This is a genomic window from Campylobacter sp. RM16192 (assembly GCF_004803855.2).
Taxonomy (GTDB): domain Bacteria; phylum Campylobacterota; class Campylobacteria; order Campylobacterales; family Campylobacteraceae; genus Campylobacter_A.
Genome location: NZ_CP012552.1, coordinates 938,313 through 955,530 on the forward strand (window position 1 = coordinate 938,313; position 17,218 = coordinate 955,530).

Annotated in this window: 16 protein-coding genes; 9 read left to right on the forward strand and 7 right to left on the reverse strand. The window is 34.2% G+C overall.

The window, feature by feature from the left end; genetic code table 11:
* Window positions 1-51: 51 nt before the first annotated feature.
* From CDOMC_RS04860 to CDOMC_RS04890, 7 genes are read right to left on the reverse strand one after another with little or no spacing between them, the layout of a single operon-like run.
* Window positions 52-1,086: a D-alanine--D-alanine ligase gene (locus tag CDOMC_RS04860; protein ID WP_172128404.1), complete on the reverse strand. Its 1,035-nt coding sequence runs from the start codon at window positions 1,084-1,086 to the stop codon at window positions 52-54.
* A 9-nt stretch (window positions 1,087-1,095) separates the two neighbouring features.
* Window positions 1,096-1,650, reverse strand: coding sequence for a Holliday junction branch migration protein RuvA (gene ruvA / locus CDOMC_RS04865; RefSeq protein ID WP_172128406.1), 555 nt, complete (start codon window positions 1,648-1,650; stop codon window positions 1,096-1,098).
* Entirely contained in the window at window positions 1,647-2,201 is a 555-nt protein-coding gene (locus tag CDOMC_RS04870; RefSeq protein ID WP_172128408.1) for a hypothetical protein, read from the reverse strand. Before CDOMC_RS04870 ends, ruvA begins: the two co-directional genes overlap by 4 nt.
* On the reverse strand, window positions 2,198-3,115 hold the full coding sequence (locus CDOMC_RS04875; protein ID WP_172128410.1) for an MlaD family protein: 918 nt from the start codon (window positions 3,113-3,115) through the stop codon (window positions 2,198-2,200). The genes CDOMC_RS04870 and CDOMC_RS04875 overlap by 4 nt, the downstream gene beginning before the upstream one ends.
* Window positions 3,116-3,850: an ABC transporter ATP-binding protein gene (locus tag CDOMC_RS04880; RefSeq protein WP_172128412.1), complete on the reverse strand. Its 735-nt coding sequence runs from the start codon at window positions 3,848-3,850 to the stop codon at window positions 3,116-3,118.
* Between the two features lies 1 nt (window position 3,851).
* Entirely contained in the window at window positions 3,852-5,018 is a 1,167-nt protein-coding gene (locus tag CDOMC_RS04885) for an MlaE family ABC transporter permease (protein WP_172128414.1), read from the reverse strand.
* A 3-nt stretch (window positions 5,019-5,021) separates the two neighbouring features.
* Entirely contained in the window at window positions 5,022-6,920 is a 1,899-nt protein-coding gene (locus tag CDOMC_RS04890) for a flagellar assembly protein A (RefSeq protein WP_236861275.1), read from the reverse strand.
* Between the two features lie 142 nt (window positions 6,921-7,062).
* Between CDOMC_RS04890 and murJ the strand changes: the two genes are divergently transcribed.
* From murJ to CDOMC_RS04935, 9 genes are all read left to right on the forward strand, one after another.
* Entirely contained in the window at window positions 7,063-8,463 is a 1,401-nt protein-coding gene (gene murJ / locus CDOMC_RS04895; RefSeq protein ID WP_172128416.1) for a murein biosynthesis integral membrane protein MurJ, read from the forward strand.
* Window positions 8,450-9,835 (forward strand): cysteine--tRNA ligase, encoded by a 1,386-nt coding sequence (cysS, locus tag CDOMC_RS04900; protein WP_172128418.1) that lies wholly within the window; start codon window positions 8,450-8,452, stop codon window positions 9,833-9,835. Before murJ ends, cysS begins: the two co-directional genes overlap by 14 nt.
* Window positions 9,832-11,568, forward strand: a complete 1,737-nt coding sequence (locus CDOMC_RS04905; RefSeq protein ID WP_172129652.1) for an ABC transporter ATP-binding protein — start codon at window positions 9,832-9,834, stop codon at window positions 11,566-11,568. Before cysS ends, CDOMC_RS04905 begins: the two co-directional genes overlap by 4 nt.
* A 64-nt stretch (window positions 11,569-11,632) precedes the next feature.
* Complete coding sequence (locus tag CDOMC_RS04910; protein ID WP_172128420.1) at window positions 11,633-12,700, forward strand: quinone-dependent dihydroorotate dehydrogenase; 1,068 nt, start codon at window positions 11,633-11,635, stop codon at window positions 12,698-12,700.
* Between the two features lie 8 nt (window positions 12,701-12,708).
* Window positions 12,709-13,959 carry a M16 family metallopeptidase gene (locus CDOMC_RS04915; protein ID WP_172128422.1) on the forward strand — a complete coding sequence of 417 codons (1,251 nt, stop codon included), beginning with the start codon at window positions 12,709-12,711 and terminating at the stop codon, window positions 13,957-13,959.
* On the forward strand, window positions 13,956-14,849 hold the full coding sequence (gene dapA / locus CDOMC_RS04920) for a 4-hydroxy-tetrahydrodipicolinate synthase (protein WP_172128424.1): 894 nt from the start codon (window positions 13,956-13,958) through the stop codon (window positions 14,847-14,849). The genes CDOMC_RS04915 and dapA overlap by 4 nt, the downstream gene beginning before the upstream one ends.
* Window positions 14,849-15,634, forward strand: a complete 786-nt coding sequence (locus CDOMC_RS04925) for an enoyl-ACP reductase (RefSeq protein WP_172128426.1) — start codon at window positions 14,849-14,851, stop codon at window positions 15,632-15,634. Before dapA ends, CDOMC_RS04925 begins: the two co-directional genes overlap by 1 nt.
* Entirely contained in the window at window positions 15,631-16,170 is a 540-nt protein-coding gene (gene pgsA / locus CDOMC_RS04930) for a CDP-diacylglycerol--glycerol-3-phosphate 3-phosphatidyltransferase (RefSeq protein WP_172128427.1), read from the forward strand. The genes CDOMC_RS04925 and pgsA overlap by 4 nt, the downstream gene beginning before the upstream one ends.
* A gap of 22 nt (window positions 16,171-16,192) precedes the next feature.
* Window positions 16,193-17,206, forward strand: coding sequence for an AI-2E family transporter (locus tag CDOMC_RS04935; RefSeq protein WP_172128428.1), 1,014 nt, complete (start codon window positions 16,193-16,195; stop codon window positions 17,204-17,206).
* The last annotated feature ends 12 nt before the right edge of the window (window positions 17,207-17,218 follow it).

Genomic DNA, 17,218 nt, shown 5'->3' on the forward strand with positions numbered 1-17,218 from the left:
TTAAGCCGCTAAATTTGAGAATTTAACAGCTCAATTACTGCTATTAGTATTTTATACCTTTCCTTTAGCCGATGTGATCGAGTTTATAAATTGATAATCTATCTTTATATCGCGCTCTCTTGGCAAGTTTTTAGCGAGCAAATTTATAGTCTCTTCAAAGTCGTTAAATAGATAGTTTGCAAGGCTTCCCGGATTTGGATTTATCTCGTTTAGATAGACTTCATCATCTATCACGAAAAAATCACACCTGATAAGCGCTCCGTCAAATCCGCAGTTATAAATTCTCTCAAAACTCTCTTTTAATTTTGCCTTGATAGTCTCGCTTATATCAGCTTCCTTTGCCCTGCTCTCGCTTGAAAAGCTCATATATTTTTGCTCGTAATCAAGGAATTCTTTCTTTTTTGGCTCTTCTATGATCGAAAATTTTATCTTGCCATCTACCTTGCAGCCTGCTAGGTTATATTCCTTCACGCCCTCTATAAACGGCTCAACCAAAACTTCGGTGTCAAACTCAAACGCCACGTCCTGTGCATACTCAAGCTCGCCATCATCCTTTACCACGCTTACTCCGATAGAGCTGCCTAGACGAACAGGCTTTAGTATGATGGGAAGCGCTAAATTTAAGATATCACCTCTGCGCAAGACTTCGTATTTTAGCGTCTTAACGCCTGCTTTTACGGCTAAAAGCTTGGTTATCTCTTTGTTGTAGCTCATCGCGCTTGCTTCAAGTCTAGGGCCTATATATCTTATCTCGTAAAAGTCAAGCAAGGCAGCCATTTTGCCGTCTTCGCCGTCCATGCCATGTATCAAATTTATAAATACATCAACTTCTGTCTTTTTCTCGCCAAACATTCCGCCCGCAAAAAATCCGCCGTTTTTAAGTAGTAGCTTTTTACTCTTTTTGTAGTTGCCCGAGCTAAAGAAATTTGCCTTCATGTCTTTAGCTTCGATTAGATAAAACTCCCTAAATTTATCGCAAAATACAAACACCGGCTCGCTTTTAAGCACGTTTTTTAAGGCTATTGCGCTTACGATGCTGATCTCATGCTCGTAGCTTCTAGCGCCAAATAAAATTCCAAATTTCATATCCATCCTTTATCCGAGTTTTTTAAGAGCTTCTTTGATAAGCTCGCTTACGTTAGTTGCCGTGCAGGTTGAAAGCACCTTAGATATCTTATCTCGCTTAAATCCAAGGCTCTCAAGCGCCAAAACCGCTTCGTGCTGGTGGCTTGGCATCGCATCGTCAGTTACGAGCTTAGCGTCGCTTAACTCGGCTATGATACGCCTTGCGGTTTTTACACCGATGCCGGGAACTGATTTAAGAGCGTCCGCATCGCCATTTATGATCGCGTTTGTAAAGGCGTTTGGATTTAGGCTGGAGCATACCGCCATAGCTGTGCTTGCGCCTATGCCGTTTAGTTTGATAAGCATCTCAAACATTCTTTGCTCGCTTTCGTCCAAAAAGCCGTAGAGCAAATTTGCATCTTCTCTGATAATTTGAGTGATGTTAAGTTCTACTTTTTCGCCTTTTTCAAGCTTTGCCGAGCAAAAAAGCGATATGGATATGCCGTATGTTACGCCGCTTGCGGTTTTAAGCAGCAGGTATGCAGGCTCTTTTTTGGTTATTACGCCTTCGATTGCTTTTATCATATACTTCCTTTGATCTCATCTAAAATTTTAGTTACTATATCATTCATAGCTAAATTTAACGCTATTAGTGCATTTTGTGGAGTATTTTCTGCAATAGCTTTTTTTGATGTCATAATAGAGCTTTTTAAAATTTTTTCATCTTTTAAAATAGTAAATCCTAGGCCAATAGTGGCCTCTTTTTCATCCGTTTGAAGCGTAATTAGATTTGTTTTTAGAACTAAATTTCTTCTATCAAAGTTAGCGTCAAGCTCACAACTACTATTTATTGCGGCAAGAAAATTTTTATATATCATATCGCTTGGTGTCGTTATCCATTTGACTCCTTTGATTGTATCTACCTGTCCTTTGTCGTTAATTTTAATTATACTTCTTGAATCAAACATATTAATAGCTTTAGTTTGCTCTACAAAAACTAAAATTTTATTTTTACCTTCACATTTACTAAAGCTATTGTTGCCAAGCATCAAATATTCAATGGATGGCGCCGGTTTTGCTATTATTGAGCAACCTGCTATAAATATAGAAAAAACAAAAATAGCCAAATTTCTCATTTTTTATCCTTGTTTTGAGGGTCTTTAAAGAAAAATTCATAAGGCCTATCCTCTAGCCTAAAAAGAGTTTGCCTAAATTCTTTCAGGGTCTTTTGGAATTCTAAAAATGTAGTTATAGCCTCTTGTGAAAATGAGCTTAAGATGTCTTTTATATCATACTCTCCGCTTTTTATCTTTTCTTCCATAATTCTTTGTAAATTTTCTAGTTTGATTGCCAGATTAGAAAAATTATTAGAAAATGAGTTGATATTTTCAAGTGTCTTAGAGCCGTTTTTGGCTAAGATTTGAAATTCTAAAAGAGTATTGTTTAGATTTGCCAAAGAACCATTTATATCGGTATTTGCACTAATATTATTTAAATTAGCCGCAAGCTCATCAATGGATTTTAAAATAGAAGATATTTTTTTAGTATTCTCTTCATTTAAAACTTTATTTATATTTGCAAGCGTTCTATCAATATTTTCTGTTAAGTTACTAGCCTTTCCGCCTATTTTTTGAAAAAAACTTTCTTCAAGAGTAATGTAAGGCTTTTCGCTATCACTAAATATAGGACTATTTTGCGATCCTCTTTGTATATTTAGATAACTTATGCCTGTTATTCCTTGAATCTCTGCCACTACAGTGCTATCTTTTTTTACAGGAAGCCCTTTGTCAACCCATAATTCAATCTCTATTTGTGCATCTTTTGGGTTTGCAAATCTAATATCTTTGACTATTCCAGCATCAACTCCTATAAATTTGACTGTAGAATCTTTTTTGATTCCACTTGGAAGATCGTTCGTAAGTATGTAATATGCTCTGTATTCATTCTTGTTATTGCCATAACTTATCATCCACCATATAAAGCCACCAGCAATGGATACAACTATCACAAAAAACAGCCCTATAAGAGTATAATTTATCTTGCTTTCCATCTAAATTTTCCTTGCCTTAAAGAGATCCTCAAGAGGATTGTTTTCAAAGCTTTTAAGCTCGTTTAAATTTCCCTCAAAGGCTATCTTTTTATTTTCAAGTATTAAAAATCTATCTAATATGCTTTGGATACTGTCTATATCATGCGTTACCATCACAACTGTTAGTTCAAGAGTATCTCTAAGCTCTAAAACCAGCTCATCAAAAGCTCTTGCACTCATCGGATCGAGCCCGCTATTTGGCTCATCTAAAAATAGAATTTTAGGACTTAATACAAGGGCTCTTGCCATAGCCACACGTTTTTTCATACCACCGCTTAGTTCACTTGGATAAAGTAGAGCCGTATTGGGTTTTAATCCTACTTTAAGCAACCAAAACATAGCTATCTCTTTCATGACTGTTTCACTAATATTGCTATATTCTTTTAGCAAGATATATATATTTTCAAGCACATTCATAGATGTATAAAGTGCTCCAAACTGAAACATTACTCCGCACTTTTGCCTTATCTCTTGTCTTTTTGCCTCGCCTATAGACCATAGATCTTCTCCAAGCATCTCTATTCTGCCTTCGCTTGGCTCTTTTAAGTATATCATTGTTTTCATAAGTGTTGATTTACCGCTACCGCTACCGCCAAGAAGTCCGTAAATTTCACCATCTTTTACATGAAAGCTAACCTTGTCGTGTATAATTCGATCATTAAATTTGGTGGTTATGTCTGTGGCTTTTATTATCATATTAGACCTCAAGCTGAGTAAATATGATAGAAAATAGCGCATCTACCATTATTACTCCAAATATTGCATTTACTACGCTTACGGTTGTGTACTTGCCTACGCTTTGGGTATTTCCACTAACTGCAAATCCGCGCCAGCACCCTATAAATGCTATAACCATACCAAAAAATGGAGCTTTAAAAACACCTACGTAAAAGTGTCTTATCTCTACTTCTTGCTTAAACCTCGCTAAATAATCTCCAAAACTAATATCAAGATATGTCTGACATACCACCATCTCGCCAAAAAGTCCTATCAAATCAGCTAAAAATACAATTATAGGCATAGCAAAAATTAGAGCAATAACCCTTGGCAAGACTAAAAATTTAAAAGGATCAAACCCCATAGTTTTCATAGCGTCTATCTCTTCTGTTATCTTCATCACCCCAATTTGCGCAGTATAGCTTGAGGCTAAGCGTCCGGCGATAACTATGGCAGCAATCAAAGGCGCTATCTCTCTAAGAGTTAGCATACCCATCATCTCAACTATTATTATGCTTGCACCAAATCGTTCTAATAAGTTTGCACCTTGATAAGCCAAAACTACACCTACTAAAAACGAAGCAAGACAAACAATAAATGCCGACTTGATAGCGGCATTTTCAAAATGAGCTAAAATTTCTTTGATTCTAATAGTCTTTGGCATAAAGATAGTTTTTAGAAATTTAACTAAAAACTCACCTAAAAAAGTAAAAAATAAAATTACTCCAAAGTAAAATTCGCCTATTTTTTCGCCTATTTTATAAAGAAAATTTTTTGTATTTTTTATATTAATATTTTTTTTTGCCGGAGCAATAGTATCTTTTTTTATAGCCGCTGATAGCTCTTTTTTAATTGAAGCAAAAATTTTCTCATGGTTATTATGTAAATTTATAAGCTCAAATTTTTTATCCGATTTGCGAATAATTGAACTTAAAAATAAGGCTATAGCATAGTCAAACTCGGTAACTTCTGCAAAATTTAATTTTATTATTTGAAATTTTTTGGATAAAAGAATAGCTGAAATTTGGTTTAAAATACTTTTTTTTAATTTAAAATCCCAAGAGTTTTTTAAATTTATCTCAAGAGATCCATTGTCTTTAATTAAACAATCGTAAAAATCACTTTTAAATTTAAGACCAAAAAACAATTTTTAGGCCTTTCTTATATTATTATTTTTCCTGATTAAGTAATCAATCTCTCCATCTTCATTTTCTATTTTTTTAATTGTTAAAACTCGTGCTACTTCATTTTCTCTAGTTACATAAGATATCTCTCTTGGAGGATCTACTAATTTAAATTTTATCTCATTAAATTCACGCCAGTTACTGTAGTTTATAACCTTTGAATTAAAAATCCCATCCTGAATAGCTTGAATTTCATCTTTAAGATCTGTGATTTTGGATTTTTTCTCTTCAAATTCACTTAAAAGATTATTGTATTCATGAACTAGTTGTTGATACTCTCTGAGTTTTTTTATAAAAGTTACAGGTGGAGAATTTTTAGAAGCTCTAAATTCCTCCATTTTCTCTTTTATGATATTAATAGGACCCCTATTTTCTTCTATAATACACTTTTTGGCTTCAAGCTGCTTGGGCATTTTTACTATCTGTTCTCTAATCTCTTTTATCTTTTCTAAATTTTTATTTATAGTTTCGCCTGTATTTTTTACCATGCTAAAATCTACTAGAATTTTATTATTTACGCCCTTAAGTTGCCTTATTTCAAGAGTATCAGCTATGATTATGTTTGAATTTGAAGCCAACACTCCTATCTCTAATTTTTCAGCTATTATTTCACCGCCAAGCACAGACTTTATGACTGCTGTTTTTGCCTTAACCTTTCCATTTTCAAGGCGATCTATCTCAACATGATCTCCATCAAAACTACCGATATGAACAGCTATTTTGGCTTCTTTGGCCTCTATATGCGCTTTTGCGTGAGTTTGTCCTCCGATTTTTACTTTATTTGCTTTTATTACAGCATTTTGAGCTACGTTTCCTTCTATGTTTATCTCGTTGGCTTCAACATTCATGCCATCACCTATGGCATCTTTTGTGATATCTTTTTCTTTTACATTTAATACCACGTTATTATCAAGTCCAGCATCTATGGAGCCTGTTGCTCTAAAAGAGATTTCATTTACATCAAGCTCTTCTTTGATGTCAAATATATTTTTTTGATCGTAAACATATCCTGCTTTTTTGGCATAATATTTTATTCCAGAATCATCAACCCTCTCTTCTATCTCGTCAGTATGCTCTATCATTTTTGTAATTGTTGTTCTTGGTTCAACCACTGGTATAACGATACCCCTGACATCGCGTCCAGGCTCGCCCATAACAGGCTTTTGATACTCTATTATTAATTCATCTTTTGCGACTCCAAGTAGATATCCACGATTAGCATAGTTTATTCTGCCGCTATTATCTATATTATTAATCTTGTTTTTGTAGTGATATACAATAGAATCATCGTTAGAGTCTTTTTTATTTACTCCAGATGTTACAACAAAAGTATAATCTTTATCTATTATCTCTTTTATTCTTAAAAAAGATGAAATTTTACTTAGCTCGTTTTTCATAGCTTTATTTCTAATTCCTACTAAAATTCCAACTTTAATTAATTTTTTATAGATAAATTCAGTTACTTTATTTTCAAACTCTTTAAAATAAACTACGTCACTACTTTTAAAAACCGTAGCTACTATTTTGGTAAGATTTTTATTGGCACTTATAGAAATATCCGGCAGTAGATGTTGTTTTTTTCTTCTTGTGTCAAAAAATTCTACTTTATAACTTTGCTTTATGTTTTCAACTTGATTTACATAGAATGTATCGTTGTCAAATATGTCAAGTTCAGTTTTTTCTAATATCTTACTTTCACTATCTCCTATTAATTTGTATTCTGTAACAATTGATAAAATTTTAAAATCAATAAATTTCATATCGACATTAAAATTTCTAGCTAAAATAGGAATTTCACCATAAGGATTTATAGTATCCATTCCAATAGGATCAAGGTAAATTGGCTCTTTTTGACTATTTTCCACCTAGCATTCTTTCAAATTTATTATTTTTAAATTTTTATATTTTCTCTAAAATTTTATTAAAACTAGTTTATAGGGCTTGATTTTACGTTTTTTAAATCTAAATTTAAATATTATTTCAGCAATAATATCAAAATGGAAATTTATGTTTATAAAAGGCTTTTTTTCAAATAGTGCCGGCATTATGGTGTCTCGTATCTTAGGATTTTTTAGAGACGTGATGACAGCTTCTACTCTTGGTGCAGGAATTTATAGTGATATATTTTTTATAGCCTTTAAAATTCCAAATCTATTTCGCAGAATTTTTGCAGAAGGAGCATTTGGAGATGCATTATTACCAAATTTCACTCACTCTAAAAACAAAAGCGTATTTTCTGCTGAAATTTTTTTAAAATTTTTATTTTTTGTAATGATTTTGACATTATTGGTCAATCTATTTGCTCCTCAATTTACAAAAATTATCGCAACGGGCTTAAACGAGAGCCAAATCTCTCAAGCTGTTCCTTTGATTAAGATAAATTTTTACTATCTTGGACTAATTTACGTAGTTACGTTTATTGCCACCTTGCTTCAGTATAGACAACACTTTATCACAACTGCATTTTCAACCGCACTTTTAAATATAGCTATGATATTTGCGCTTGTTTTAGCTCAAAGTAAAGAGCCTAAAGTTGTCGCTTATTATCTAAGCTTTGGAGTGGTTGCGGGAGGAATTTTACAAGTAATATCTCATTTAATAGCGCTTTATCTTACTTCTATGTCAAAGATATTTTTTGGAGGAATAATTAAATTTATCAAAGGAAAAAGAGCTGATACAAAGGGCTTTTTTGCTAATTTTTATCATGGTTTATTTGGTTCATCCGCAATGCAAATAAGCTCTTTTATGGATACTTGGCTTGCTAGCTTTTTAGTATCTGGAAGCATTAGCTACCTATTTTACGCTAATCGCATCTTTCAGCTTCCACTTGCGGTCTTTGCTATAGCTCTTTCTACTGCGCTTTTCCCGAAAATAGCAAGAAATTTAAAAGCCGGCAACGAAAAAGAGGCTCTAAAATTTATGAATAAAGGGTTTGAGACTTTATTTTTCCTGCTTTTTGGTGCGGCAATAGGAGGCTTTGTATTAGCAGATCCTATCATAAAACTACTCTTTGAAAGAGGTCAGTTCAATGCGCAAGATACGACCAATACAGCTCTCGTACTAAAGGCTTATATGATAGGACTTGTGCCGTTTGGCTTGGCTAAAATTTTTTCAAAATGGCTTCATGCAAAAATGCAGCAAAAAACCACTTCTAAAATAGCGGTAATAACTTTGGTGATAAACTTAATATTGGCAGTTATTTTAATGAAATATTATGGAGCTTTCGGATTAGCATTGGCTAGCTCAATGGGAGGTTTTATACTGCTTATACTAACCATACGAGCCTTTGGGACTAAAAGATTTTTGGCTATAATCAGCTTTAAAAGATTAGGAATTATGGCTATTATTTTGGTCATAGAAATGATCATTTTAATATTTTTAAGGAAATTTATAGATGCAAATTTTTGATAGTGTAAAAAAACAAAAGCTAAATTTTGAGCCTATTGAATCTGGCAAAGTTAGAATTTACGTGTGCGGACCAACAGTATATGATGATTCGCATCTTGGGCACGCTAAAAGCGCTATTAGCTTTGATCTGCTTAGAAGAATACTAATAGAGCTTAAATTTGACGTTAAATTTGTAAAAAACTTTACTGACATTGATGATAAAATTTTAAAAAAGATGGATGAAACCGGTGAGGGTTTAGAGTCTATCACGAATAGATATATTAAAAGCTATAAAGATGATATGCGAGCTTTAAACGTGCTTGAGGCCGATATAGAGCCAAAGGCTACCGAGTGTCTTGATGCCATAATAGAATATATTTTAAATCTAAAAAATAAAAATGTAGCCTACGAGATAGAAGGAGATGGAATTTACTTTGACACTGCGCAAGATAACGAGTATCTAAGCCTAAGTGGAAAAGCTAAAAGCGATCAAAATATCGCCAGAGTTGAGTCAAATATAGACAAGAGAAATGAAGAGGATTTTGTACTATGGAAATTTGATGAAAAATGGTACGAAAGTCCATTTGGTAGAGGCCGTCCGGGCTGGCATACCGAGTGTGTGGCGATGATAAAAAAATACCTCTCAAGCGGACAAGATTATGAGATAGATATACACGCAGGAGGTATAGATCTACTATTCCCGCATCATGAAAACGAGGCTGCTCAATGTAGATGCAGTGAGCGAAAAACCCTAGCAAAATACTGGATGCATAACGGATTCATTAAAGTAAACGATGAAAAGATGAGTAAAAGCCTTGGAAATAGCTTCTTTGTCAAAGATGCTTTAAAGCAAAATCTTGGCGAGGTTTTGAGATTTTATCTGCTTAGCTCTCATTATAGGGCTCATTTTAACTATTCTGATGATGATTTATCGGCTAGTAAAAAGAGGCTTGATAAGATTTATAGGCTCAAAAAACGGGTTATAGACTCAAATTTAGGAAAAGAAAACAAAGAGTTTAAAGAAGAGTTTCTAAATGCTATGAGAGATGATTTAAATACCTCCAAAGCACTTGCCACAATAGATGAATTTGTAAAAACAGCAAACGAAAATTTAGATCAAAATCCAAAGGATAAATCTCAAAAAGGTGAAATTTTAGCCAATTTAGAGCTAATAGCCAGAGTTCTTGGAATTTTACAAATCGATGTATATGAGTATTTTCAGTTTGGTGTAAGCGATGAGGAAAAAACAAAAATAAAAAGCTTAATAGAAGAGCGAAATGAAGCCAAAAAGCTAAAAAATTACGCTAAAGCCGATGAGATTAGAGAGAAACTTGCTTTGATGCAAATAGCTATTATGGATACTCCAAACGGCACTATGTGGGAAAAGATATGAAATCTATGAGTTTAAAGGACGTGTTTAGACGATTTACACTATACTTTAAGGACTATATCCCGCAATTTGCCTTAGCCATAACCGGTATGCTTTTAGCCAGTGGAGGCACTGCGGCATCAGCCTGGGTTATAGAGCCGGTATTAAATAAAATTTTTATAGACAAAAATAAAGAGTTATTATATCTATTGCCATACGCTATAGTTGTGATATACTTTTTAAAGGGTCTTGGAACTTTTCTGCAAGCTTACTTTACGGCTTTTATAGGACAAGACGTAGTGCGTAGATTTAGAGAGAAGCTACTTGGAAATTTGTTAAATTTAGATATGAAATTTTTTAACGAATTTCGTACCGGAGAGCTTATAAGCCGAAATATCAATGACATAGAGCGCATAAGAAGCATAGTTTCCTCAATGATTCCTGAGATGATAAGAGAGAGTATTACTATAGTGGGGCTGTTATGCGTTGTCATATATCAAAGCGCTCAGCTTGCTTTTTTTGCTCTTATAGTGATTCCTGTAGCGATATATCCGCTCTCTTTACTTGCAAAAAAAATGAAAAAATTATCAAAAGCGGCGCAAGAGAAGACTTCTGATATTAGCTCTAGGCTTAGTGAAATTTTTACAAATATTGAGATAATTAAGGCAAATAATGCCCAAAAATATGAACATGGTAGATTTATAGACGAAAACAATAAATTTTTTAGACTAAATTTAAAAAGCGTCAAGATAGATGAATCCGTAAGTCCGATAATGGAAATTATCGGTAGCATAGGAGTTGCTGCGGTTGTGATAATAGGCGGCAAGGAAGTGATTGACGGACAAATTACCATGGGAAGCTTCTTTTCATTTTTGACTGCACTTTTTATGCTATACACACCAATTAAGAGAATTTCAAGACTTTATAATCATATTCAAGATGCTGTAGCTGCGGCAGAGAGGACATTTGAGTTGCTCGACAAAATTCCATCTGTAAAAAGTGGAGACAAAGAGATTCCTTTAGTTATAGAGTCGGTTAAATTTCAAGATGCGAGATTAAATTACGGAGATAAAGAGATCTTAAAAGGCATAAATTTGACCGCTTTAAAATCTCAGATGATAGCACTTGTAGGCTCAAGCGGAGGAGGCAAAAGTTCAATCGTAAATTTGCTGATGAGGTTTTATGATACAAACAGCGGAGAAATTTTAATAAATGAAACCGATATAAAGGAATTTGATATAAGGTCTTTAAGGGATAATATCGGCCTTGTTACTCAGCGCGTATATATATTTAATGATACTATTGCAAATAACGTAGCCTACGGAAGAGAGTTTGATGAAGATGCTGCGATAAAAGCTTTAAAAATGGCTAATGCTTACGAATTTGTTTGTACGCTTGAGGATGGGATTAATACGATTTTAAATGAGTTTGGAACCAATCTTTCCGGAGGTCAGCGCCAAAGGATAGCTATCGCAAGAGCCTTATATAAAGATCCTCAAATTTTGATATTTGACGAGGCTACATCAGCTCTTGACAATGAAAGCGAAAAAGAGATCACAAAAGCGATATCAAATTTACAACACGAGAAGATAATTATCGTCATAGCCCACCGTCTAAGCACGGTTCAAAATGCCGATAAAATAGCTGTTATAAGTGGCGGTGCCGTAGTAGGATTTGGTAGTGATGAAGAGCTTAGTAAAAGCTGTGAAATTTATCAAAAGCTAAAAGGCTCCTTGCCTAAAATAGGACAAAGTTAAAACTATAAAATCTCTAATTTAAGCTCTGATTTGATAAAATCAGTGAAAATTTAAAGGAAAGATCTTGAATTATAACGATTTAAAAACTATTTTTTTTAAATTTCAACCTGAAACCGCACACACGATAGCAGAGTGTGCTATGGTCTATGCAGATAAGATATTTCCGGGTTCAATGAGTTTTGTTGCCAATAAATGTGTCATAAACGATGCTAGACTTCAGCAAAATTTATTGAATTTGGTTTTTAATAATCCTATCGGAATTGCCGGAGGATTTGATAAAAACGCTACTATGCTAAAACCTTTAACGGCACTTGGATTTGGTCATATAGAGTTTGGAACTGTAACACCAAAACCACAAAGCGGTAACGAAAAGCCTCGTCTTTTTAGGCTTGTAGAAGAAGAGAGTATTCAAAATGCAATGGGTTTTAATAACGAAGGGGCAAAAAAAATAGCAAAAAGAGTTCAAAATTTATACCCTTTTGTTATACCTCTTTTTGCAAATATCGGTAAAAATAAGGTAACTCCAAATGAAAACGCACTTGAAGATTACGAAAATTTGACTAAAGAATTTAGCGATATTTGCGATGCTTTTGTTGTAAATATCTCTTCCCCGAATACTCCAAATTTACGCAACTTACAAGATGCTAGCTTTGTCAAAGAGCTCTTTGATAGACTTACTTCAATAACCAAAAAACCTATTATTTTTAAGATTGCACCAGATATGGATGACGAAAAAGCTGTTGAAATTTGTAAAACTGCGGTCGAAAGTGGTGCAAGCGGAGTTATTGTAAATAATACAAGTATTGATTATAGTCTTAGCAAATCACCGAATTTACAAAATTTTGGCGGACTAAGCGGTAAAGTGATTGCTGAAAAATCGCGCAGACTATTTAAGGCTGTAGCGGATGAACTATTTGGCAAAACCGTATTAATCGCAAGTGGCGGCATAGATAGCGGAGAAGAGGCTTATAGACGTATTAGAATGGGTGCAAATTTAGTTCAAATTTATACAGCTTTTATATTTAGAGGTCCCGCTGTTTGCAGATATATTAATTTGGAGTTATTAGAACTGCTTGAGCGAGATGGATTTGCAAATATTAGCGAAGCTGTGGGAATGGATGTCGGAAAATAAGGAAAAATATGCTTTTAAAATATTCAAAAACAAAACTTAAAAACGGGTTTGAAATTTATCATATTCCGGTTAATAAAGGCTCATATGTAATCAGCGTTGATCTCTTTTATAAAGTAGGATCAAGAAATGAAGTAATGGGCAAGAGCGGTATAGCTCATATGCTAGAACACTTAAATTTCAAATCTACTAAAAATTTAAAAGCCGGTGAATTTGATAAGATAGTCAAAGGATTTGGTGGTATAAATAATGCAAGCACAGGGTTTGATTATACTCACTATTTCGTTAAATGTTCAAAGAAGAATTTAGACAAATCACTAGAGTTATATGCTGATATAATGGCAAATTTAAGCCTAAAAGACAGTGAATTTCAGCCTGAGCGAAATGTTGTTTTAGAAGAGAGACTTTGGCGTACAGATAATAACCCTATAGGTTTTTTGTACTTCACTCTCTTTAATACAGCCTTTACCTATCATCCGTACCATTGGACGCCGATAGGTTTTATAGAAGATATAAAAAACTGGACGATTGATGATATAAAAGAATTTCACTCTACCTTCTATCAACCTAAAAATGCAATTTTATTGATCAGTGGAGATATAGATAAAAAATCGGCATTTGAGCTTGGTAAAAAACATTTTGAAAGTATTAAAAATTCAAAAGAAATTCCAAATATTCACTGCGTAGAACCTGCTCAAAAAGGAGCAAAGAGAGTTGAAATTTATAAAGATAGCGAAGTAGAAATGCTCGCGATCGCATTTAAAATTCCAGCGTTTAATCATGAAGACCAAGTAGCTCTAAACGCTATAAGTGAGTATTTAAGCAGTGGTAAAAGCTCTGCGATGCATAGAATTTTAGTTGATGAAAAGTGCTTGGTAAATCAAATTTACGCTTACAATATGGATAATATCGATGAGGGTTTATTTATCATAATAGCGGTTTGTAATCCTGAAATAAAGGTCGAAACAGTAGAAAAAGAGATATATGAAATTTTAGAAAATATCAAAAAAGATAATATAGATCAAGACGAACTAACAAAGATAAAAAATAGTATAAAATCAGACTTTATACACTCTTTTAGCAGTGCTTCAAGAGTTGCGAATTTATATGGTGATTTTCTTGCCAAAGGAGACATAACTCCACTATTTGAGCTTCAAGAAAAGATAGAAAATTTAAAAGGTAAAGATATTAATGATATTTCTAAAAAATACTTTACAGACAAAACCTCTACTACGGTTATTTTAAGAAAGGATAGAAAATGAAAAAAATTCTAAAAGGTGCAATGACCGCTCTTATAACACCTTTTAAAAATGGTAAATTAGACGAAGAAAGCTACGAAAAACTCATTATAAGACAAATTAAAAACGGAATAGATGCTGTAGTGCCTGTAGGAACTACCGGAGAGAGCGCTACTCTAACCCATGATGAGCATAGAATTTGTATAGAAATAGCCGTAAAAACATGCAAAAATACAAATGTAAAAGTATTGGCAGGAGCCGGTAGTAATGCGACTCACGAAGCTGTTGGACTTGCACAATTCGCTCAAAATCACGGAGCGGACGGCATCCTTTCCGTTGCTCCATATTACAATAAACCTACTCAAGAAGGGCTTTATCAACACTATAAAACAATAGCTTCAAGTGTTGATATACCGGTACTTTTATATAATGTTCCAGGTCGCGTTGGAGTAGATATCCTGCCTTGCACGATTTTTAGGCTTTTTAATGACTGCGAAAATATATTTGGCGTAAAAGAGGCAAGCGGAAGTATAGATAGATGCGTAGACTTGCTTGCACATGAGCCAAATTTAGTTGTAATAAGTGGGGAAGATGCGATAAACTACCCTATTCTTTCAAATGGCGGAAAAGGTGTGATATCAGTAACCTCAAATCTGCTACCTGATAAAATTTCAGAGCTTACTCACTTAGCGCTTGATGAGGAGTATATCAAGGCAAAAGCCATCAATGATAAGCTTTACAATATCAATAAAATGCTATTTTGTGAAAGCAATCCTATACCTATAAAGGCAGCAATGTATATTGCCGGGCTACTTCCAAGCCTTGAATACAGATTGCCACTTTGCGAACCTAGCAAAGAGAATTTTAAAAAGATAGAAGAAACTATGAAACAGTATGAGATAAAAGGATTTTAATGGATTTACAAAATGAATTTAGAGGCAAAACTTTAGTAATAAGTGGCGGCACAAGAGGTATTGGAAGAGCTATAGTTGAGCAGTTTGCAGAGGTTGGAGCAAATATCGCTTTTACTTATAACTCAAATGAAGAGCTTGCAAACACACAAGCTAAAGAGCTTGAGGAAAATTTCGGCATAAAAGCAAGAGCTTACGCGCTAAATATACTTGAGCCTGAGACATATAAGGATCTGTTTTTAGAGATTGATAAAGACTTTGACCGAGTTGATTTTTTTATCTCGAATGCGATAATTTCAGGACGTGCAGTTGCCGGCGGATATACGAAATTTATGAAACTTCGTCCAAGAGGTATAAATAATATTTTTACAGCAACTGTAAATGCATTTGTAGTTGGCGCGCAAGAGGCTGCTAAAAGGATGGAAAAGACAGGTGGTGGAAGCATAATCTCTCTTAGCTCAACAGGAAATTTAGTCTATATCGAAAATTATGCTGGGCACGGAGCGTCAAAAGCTGCTGTTGAAGCGATGGCAAGATACGCTGCAACCGAGCTTGGAGAAAAAAACATTAGAGTAAACATAGTAAGCGGCGGACCTATCGAAACTGACGCTTTAAGAGCATTTACTAACTACGAAGAGGTGCGCGACATGACGGCTAAACTTAGCCCGTTAAATCGTATGGGACAGCCAACCGATCTTGCAGGAGCATGCTTATTTCTTTGCTCGAGCAAGGCTAGCTGGATAACAGGACATACATTTATAATAGATGGTGGAACTACATTCAAATGAGTTTAAATTTACCTAATTTGTTGGCATTTTGTCGTATTTTACTAGCTCCTGCTATGTTTTACATATTAGTAAACGCAAATACTCATTTTGAAAGCGTGCATATAAGCTGGATAAACTATTTTGCGGGACTAATATTTGTTATAGCCAGTGTTACTGATTTTTTTGACGGCTATATCGCAAGAAAATGGGATCAAAAAACAAAACTTGGTGCGATAATTGATCCTTTGGCTGACAAAATGCTTACTTTAGCGGCATTTTTAGGACTTATGATGATGGATAGAGCTAATCCTTGGGCTATATATCTAATACTTATTAGAGAATTTTTTATAACCGGCTTTAGAGTAGTTATAGCTTCAGAAGGATTAAATTTAGCCGCCTCTATGGCAGGTAAGGTAAAAACAGTATTTCAAATGATAGCCATTGGATTTTTGATAATGCAGTGGCCGTTTGCCGATGCGCTATTGTGGCTTGCCGTAGCATTAACATTGTATTCTGGATTTGAATATATATTTGCATACGTAAGATATGCTAGATAAGTTAAAATATAAGGATATTTGTTTGAGAAGCAACCTAGTGATAGTGTATCTAGCGAGCTTTGTTGTCGTGGCTGCTGGTTTAAAGGCTGCAAGCATGGTTGTTTTTCCGTTTCTTATAGCTGTTTTTATAGCCATAGTAATGTCTCCTGCGATAAACTACCTTCAAAAGCTTAAATTTCCTAGAATATTAGCCTTTATGGTTGTTGTTGGAGTTGTATTTGTTACACTTGGATTTATTGCAAACACAGTTATAACCACTATAAATGGACTTCTTGGCTATCTTCCGGAGCTTCAGGAAAAATTTAAAATTTTTAGTGATCAGACCATTCAGATTATCGAAAGATACGATATTATAAACACACAAGATATAGTAGTGCCGAGCGAATTTGACCCTAATAAAATTTTTGCAGCCTTTGGTACTTTGTTAAAAGAGAGTACTGAGCTTGTATCAAAGAGCTTTTTTATATTTTTACTTGTTACATTTATGCTTTTTGAAACTAACGTCTTTCATCAAAAAATTGAGTATTTTGCCAGTAAAAATCCACAAGCAAATCAGATAGTAGATACTTTTATATCCAATTTAAAAAGATATCTAGAGATTAAGTCACTGACATCTTTAGCGACTGGCATCTTGATCTTTGTCGGACTTCAGATCATCGGCGTGCCTTATGCACCACTTTGGGGAATAGTAGCATTTGTCTTAAATTTCATCCCTACTATAGGCTCGGTTATAGCCGCAATTCCTGCTATTTTGGTCGCACTTTTAATGAGTGATATTAGCTCGGCCATTTGGACTGTAACTTTGTATCTTGTGATAAATATTGCCATAGGAAATTTTATAGAGCCAAGATTTTTAGGCAAAGAGCTTGGTATAAGTACTTTGGCTGTACTAATGAGTCTGCTTTTCTGGGGATTTTTATTTGGAATTGGCGGAATGTTTTTAGCTGTTCCTCTTACAATGAGCCTTAAAATAGCACTTGACGCTAACCCAAATACTAAATTTATAGCAGTTTTGCTGAGTGATAAAATAGATTAATCCTAACCCTAA

Coding starts and splice junctions, on each gene's coding strand:
- pgsA (WP_172128427.1), top strand. CDS start 15,631: ATGAGTTTAAATTTACCTAATTTGTTGGCATTTTGTCGTATTTTACTA.
- CDOMC_RS04905 (WP_172129652.1), top strand. CDS start 9,832: ATGAAATCTATGAGTTTAAAGGACGTGTTTAGACGATTTACACTATAC.
- cysS (WP_172128418.1), top strand. CDS start 8,450: ATGCAAATTTTTGATAGTGTAAAAAAACAAAAGCTAAATTTTGAGCCT.
- CDOMC_RS04915 (WP_172128422.1), top strand. CDS start 12,709: ATGCTTTTAAAATATTCAAAAACAAAACTTAAAAACGGGTTTGAAATT.
- CDOMC_RS04870 (WP_172128408.1), bottom strand. CDS start 2,201: ATGAGAAATTTGGCTATTTTTGTTTTTTCTATATTTATAGCAGGTTGC.
- CDOMC_RS04875 (WP_172128410.1), bottom strand. CDS start 3,115: ATGGAAAGCAAGATAAATTATACTCTTATAGGGCTGTTTTTTGTGATA.
- ruvA (WP_172128406.1), bottom strand. CDS start 1,650: ATGATAAAAGCAATCGAAGGCGTAATAACCAAAAAAGAGCCTGCATAC.
- dapA (WP_172128424.1), top strand. CDS start 13,956: ATGAAAAAAATTCTAAAAGGTGCAATGACCGCTCTTATAACACCTTTT.
- CDOMC_RS04925 (WP_172128426.1), top strand. CDS start 14,849: ATGGATTTACAAAATGAATTTAGAGGCAAAACTTTAGTAATAAGTGGC.
- murJ (WP_172128416.1), top strand. CDS start 7,063: ATGTTTATAAAAGGCTTTTTTTCAAATAGTGCCGGCATTATGGTGTCT.
- CDOMC_RS04860 (WP_172128404.1), bottom strand. CDS start 1,086: ATGAAATTTGGAATTTTATTTGGCGCTAGAAGCTACGAGCATGAGATC.
- CDOMC_RS04880 (WP_172128412.1), bottom strand. CDS start 3,850: ATGATAATAAAAGCCACAGACATAACCACCAAATTTAATGATCGAATT.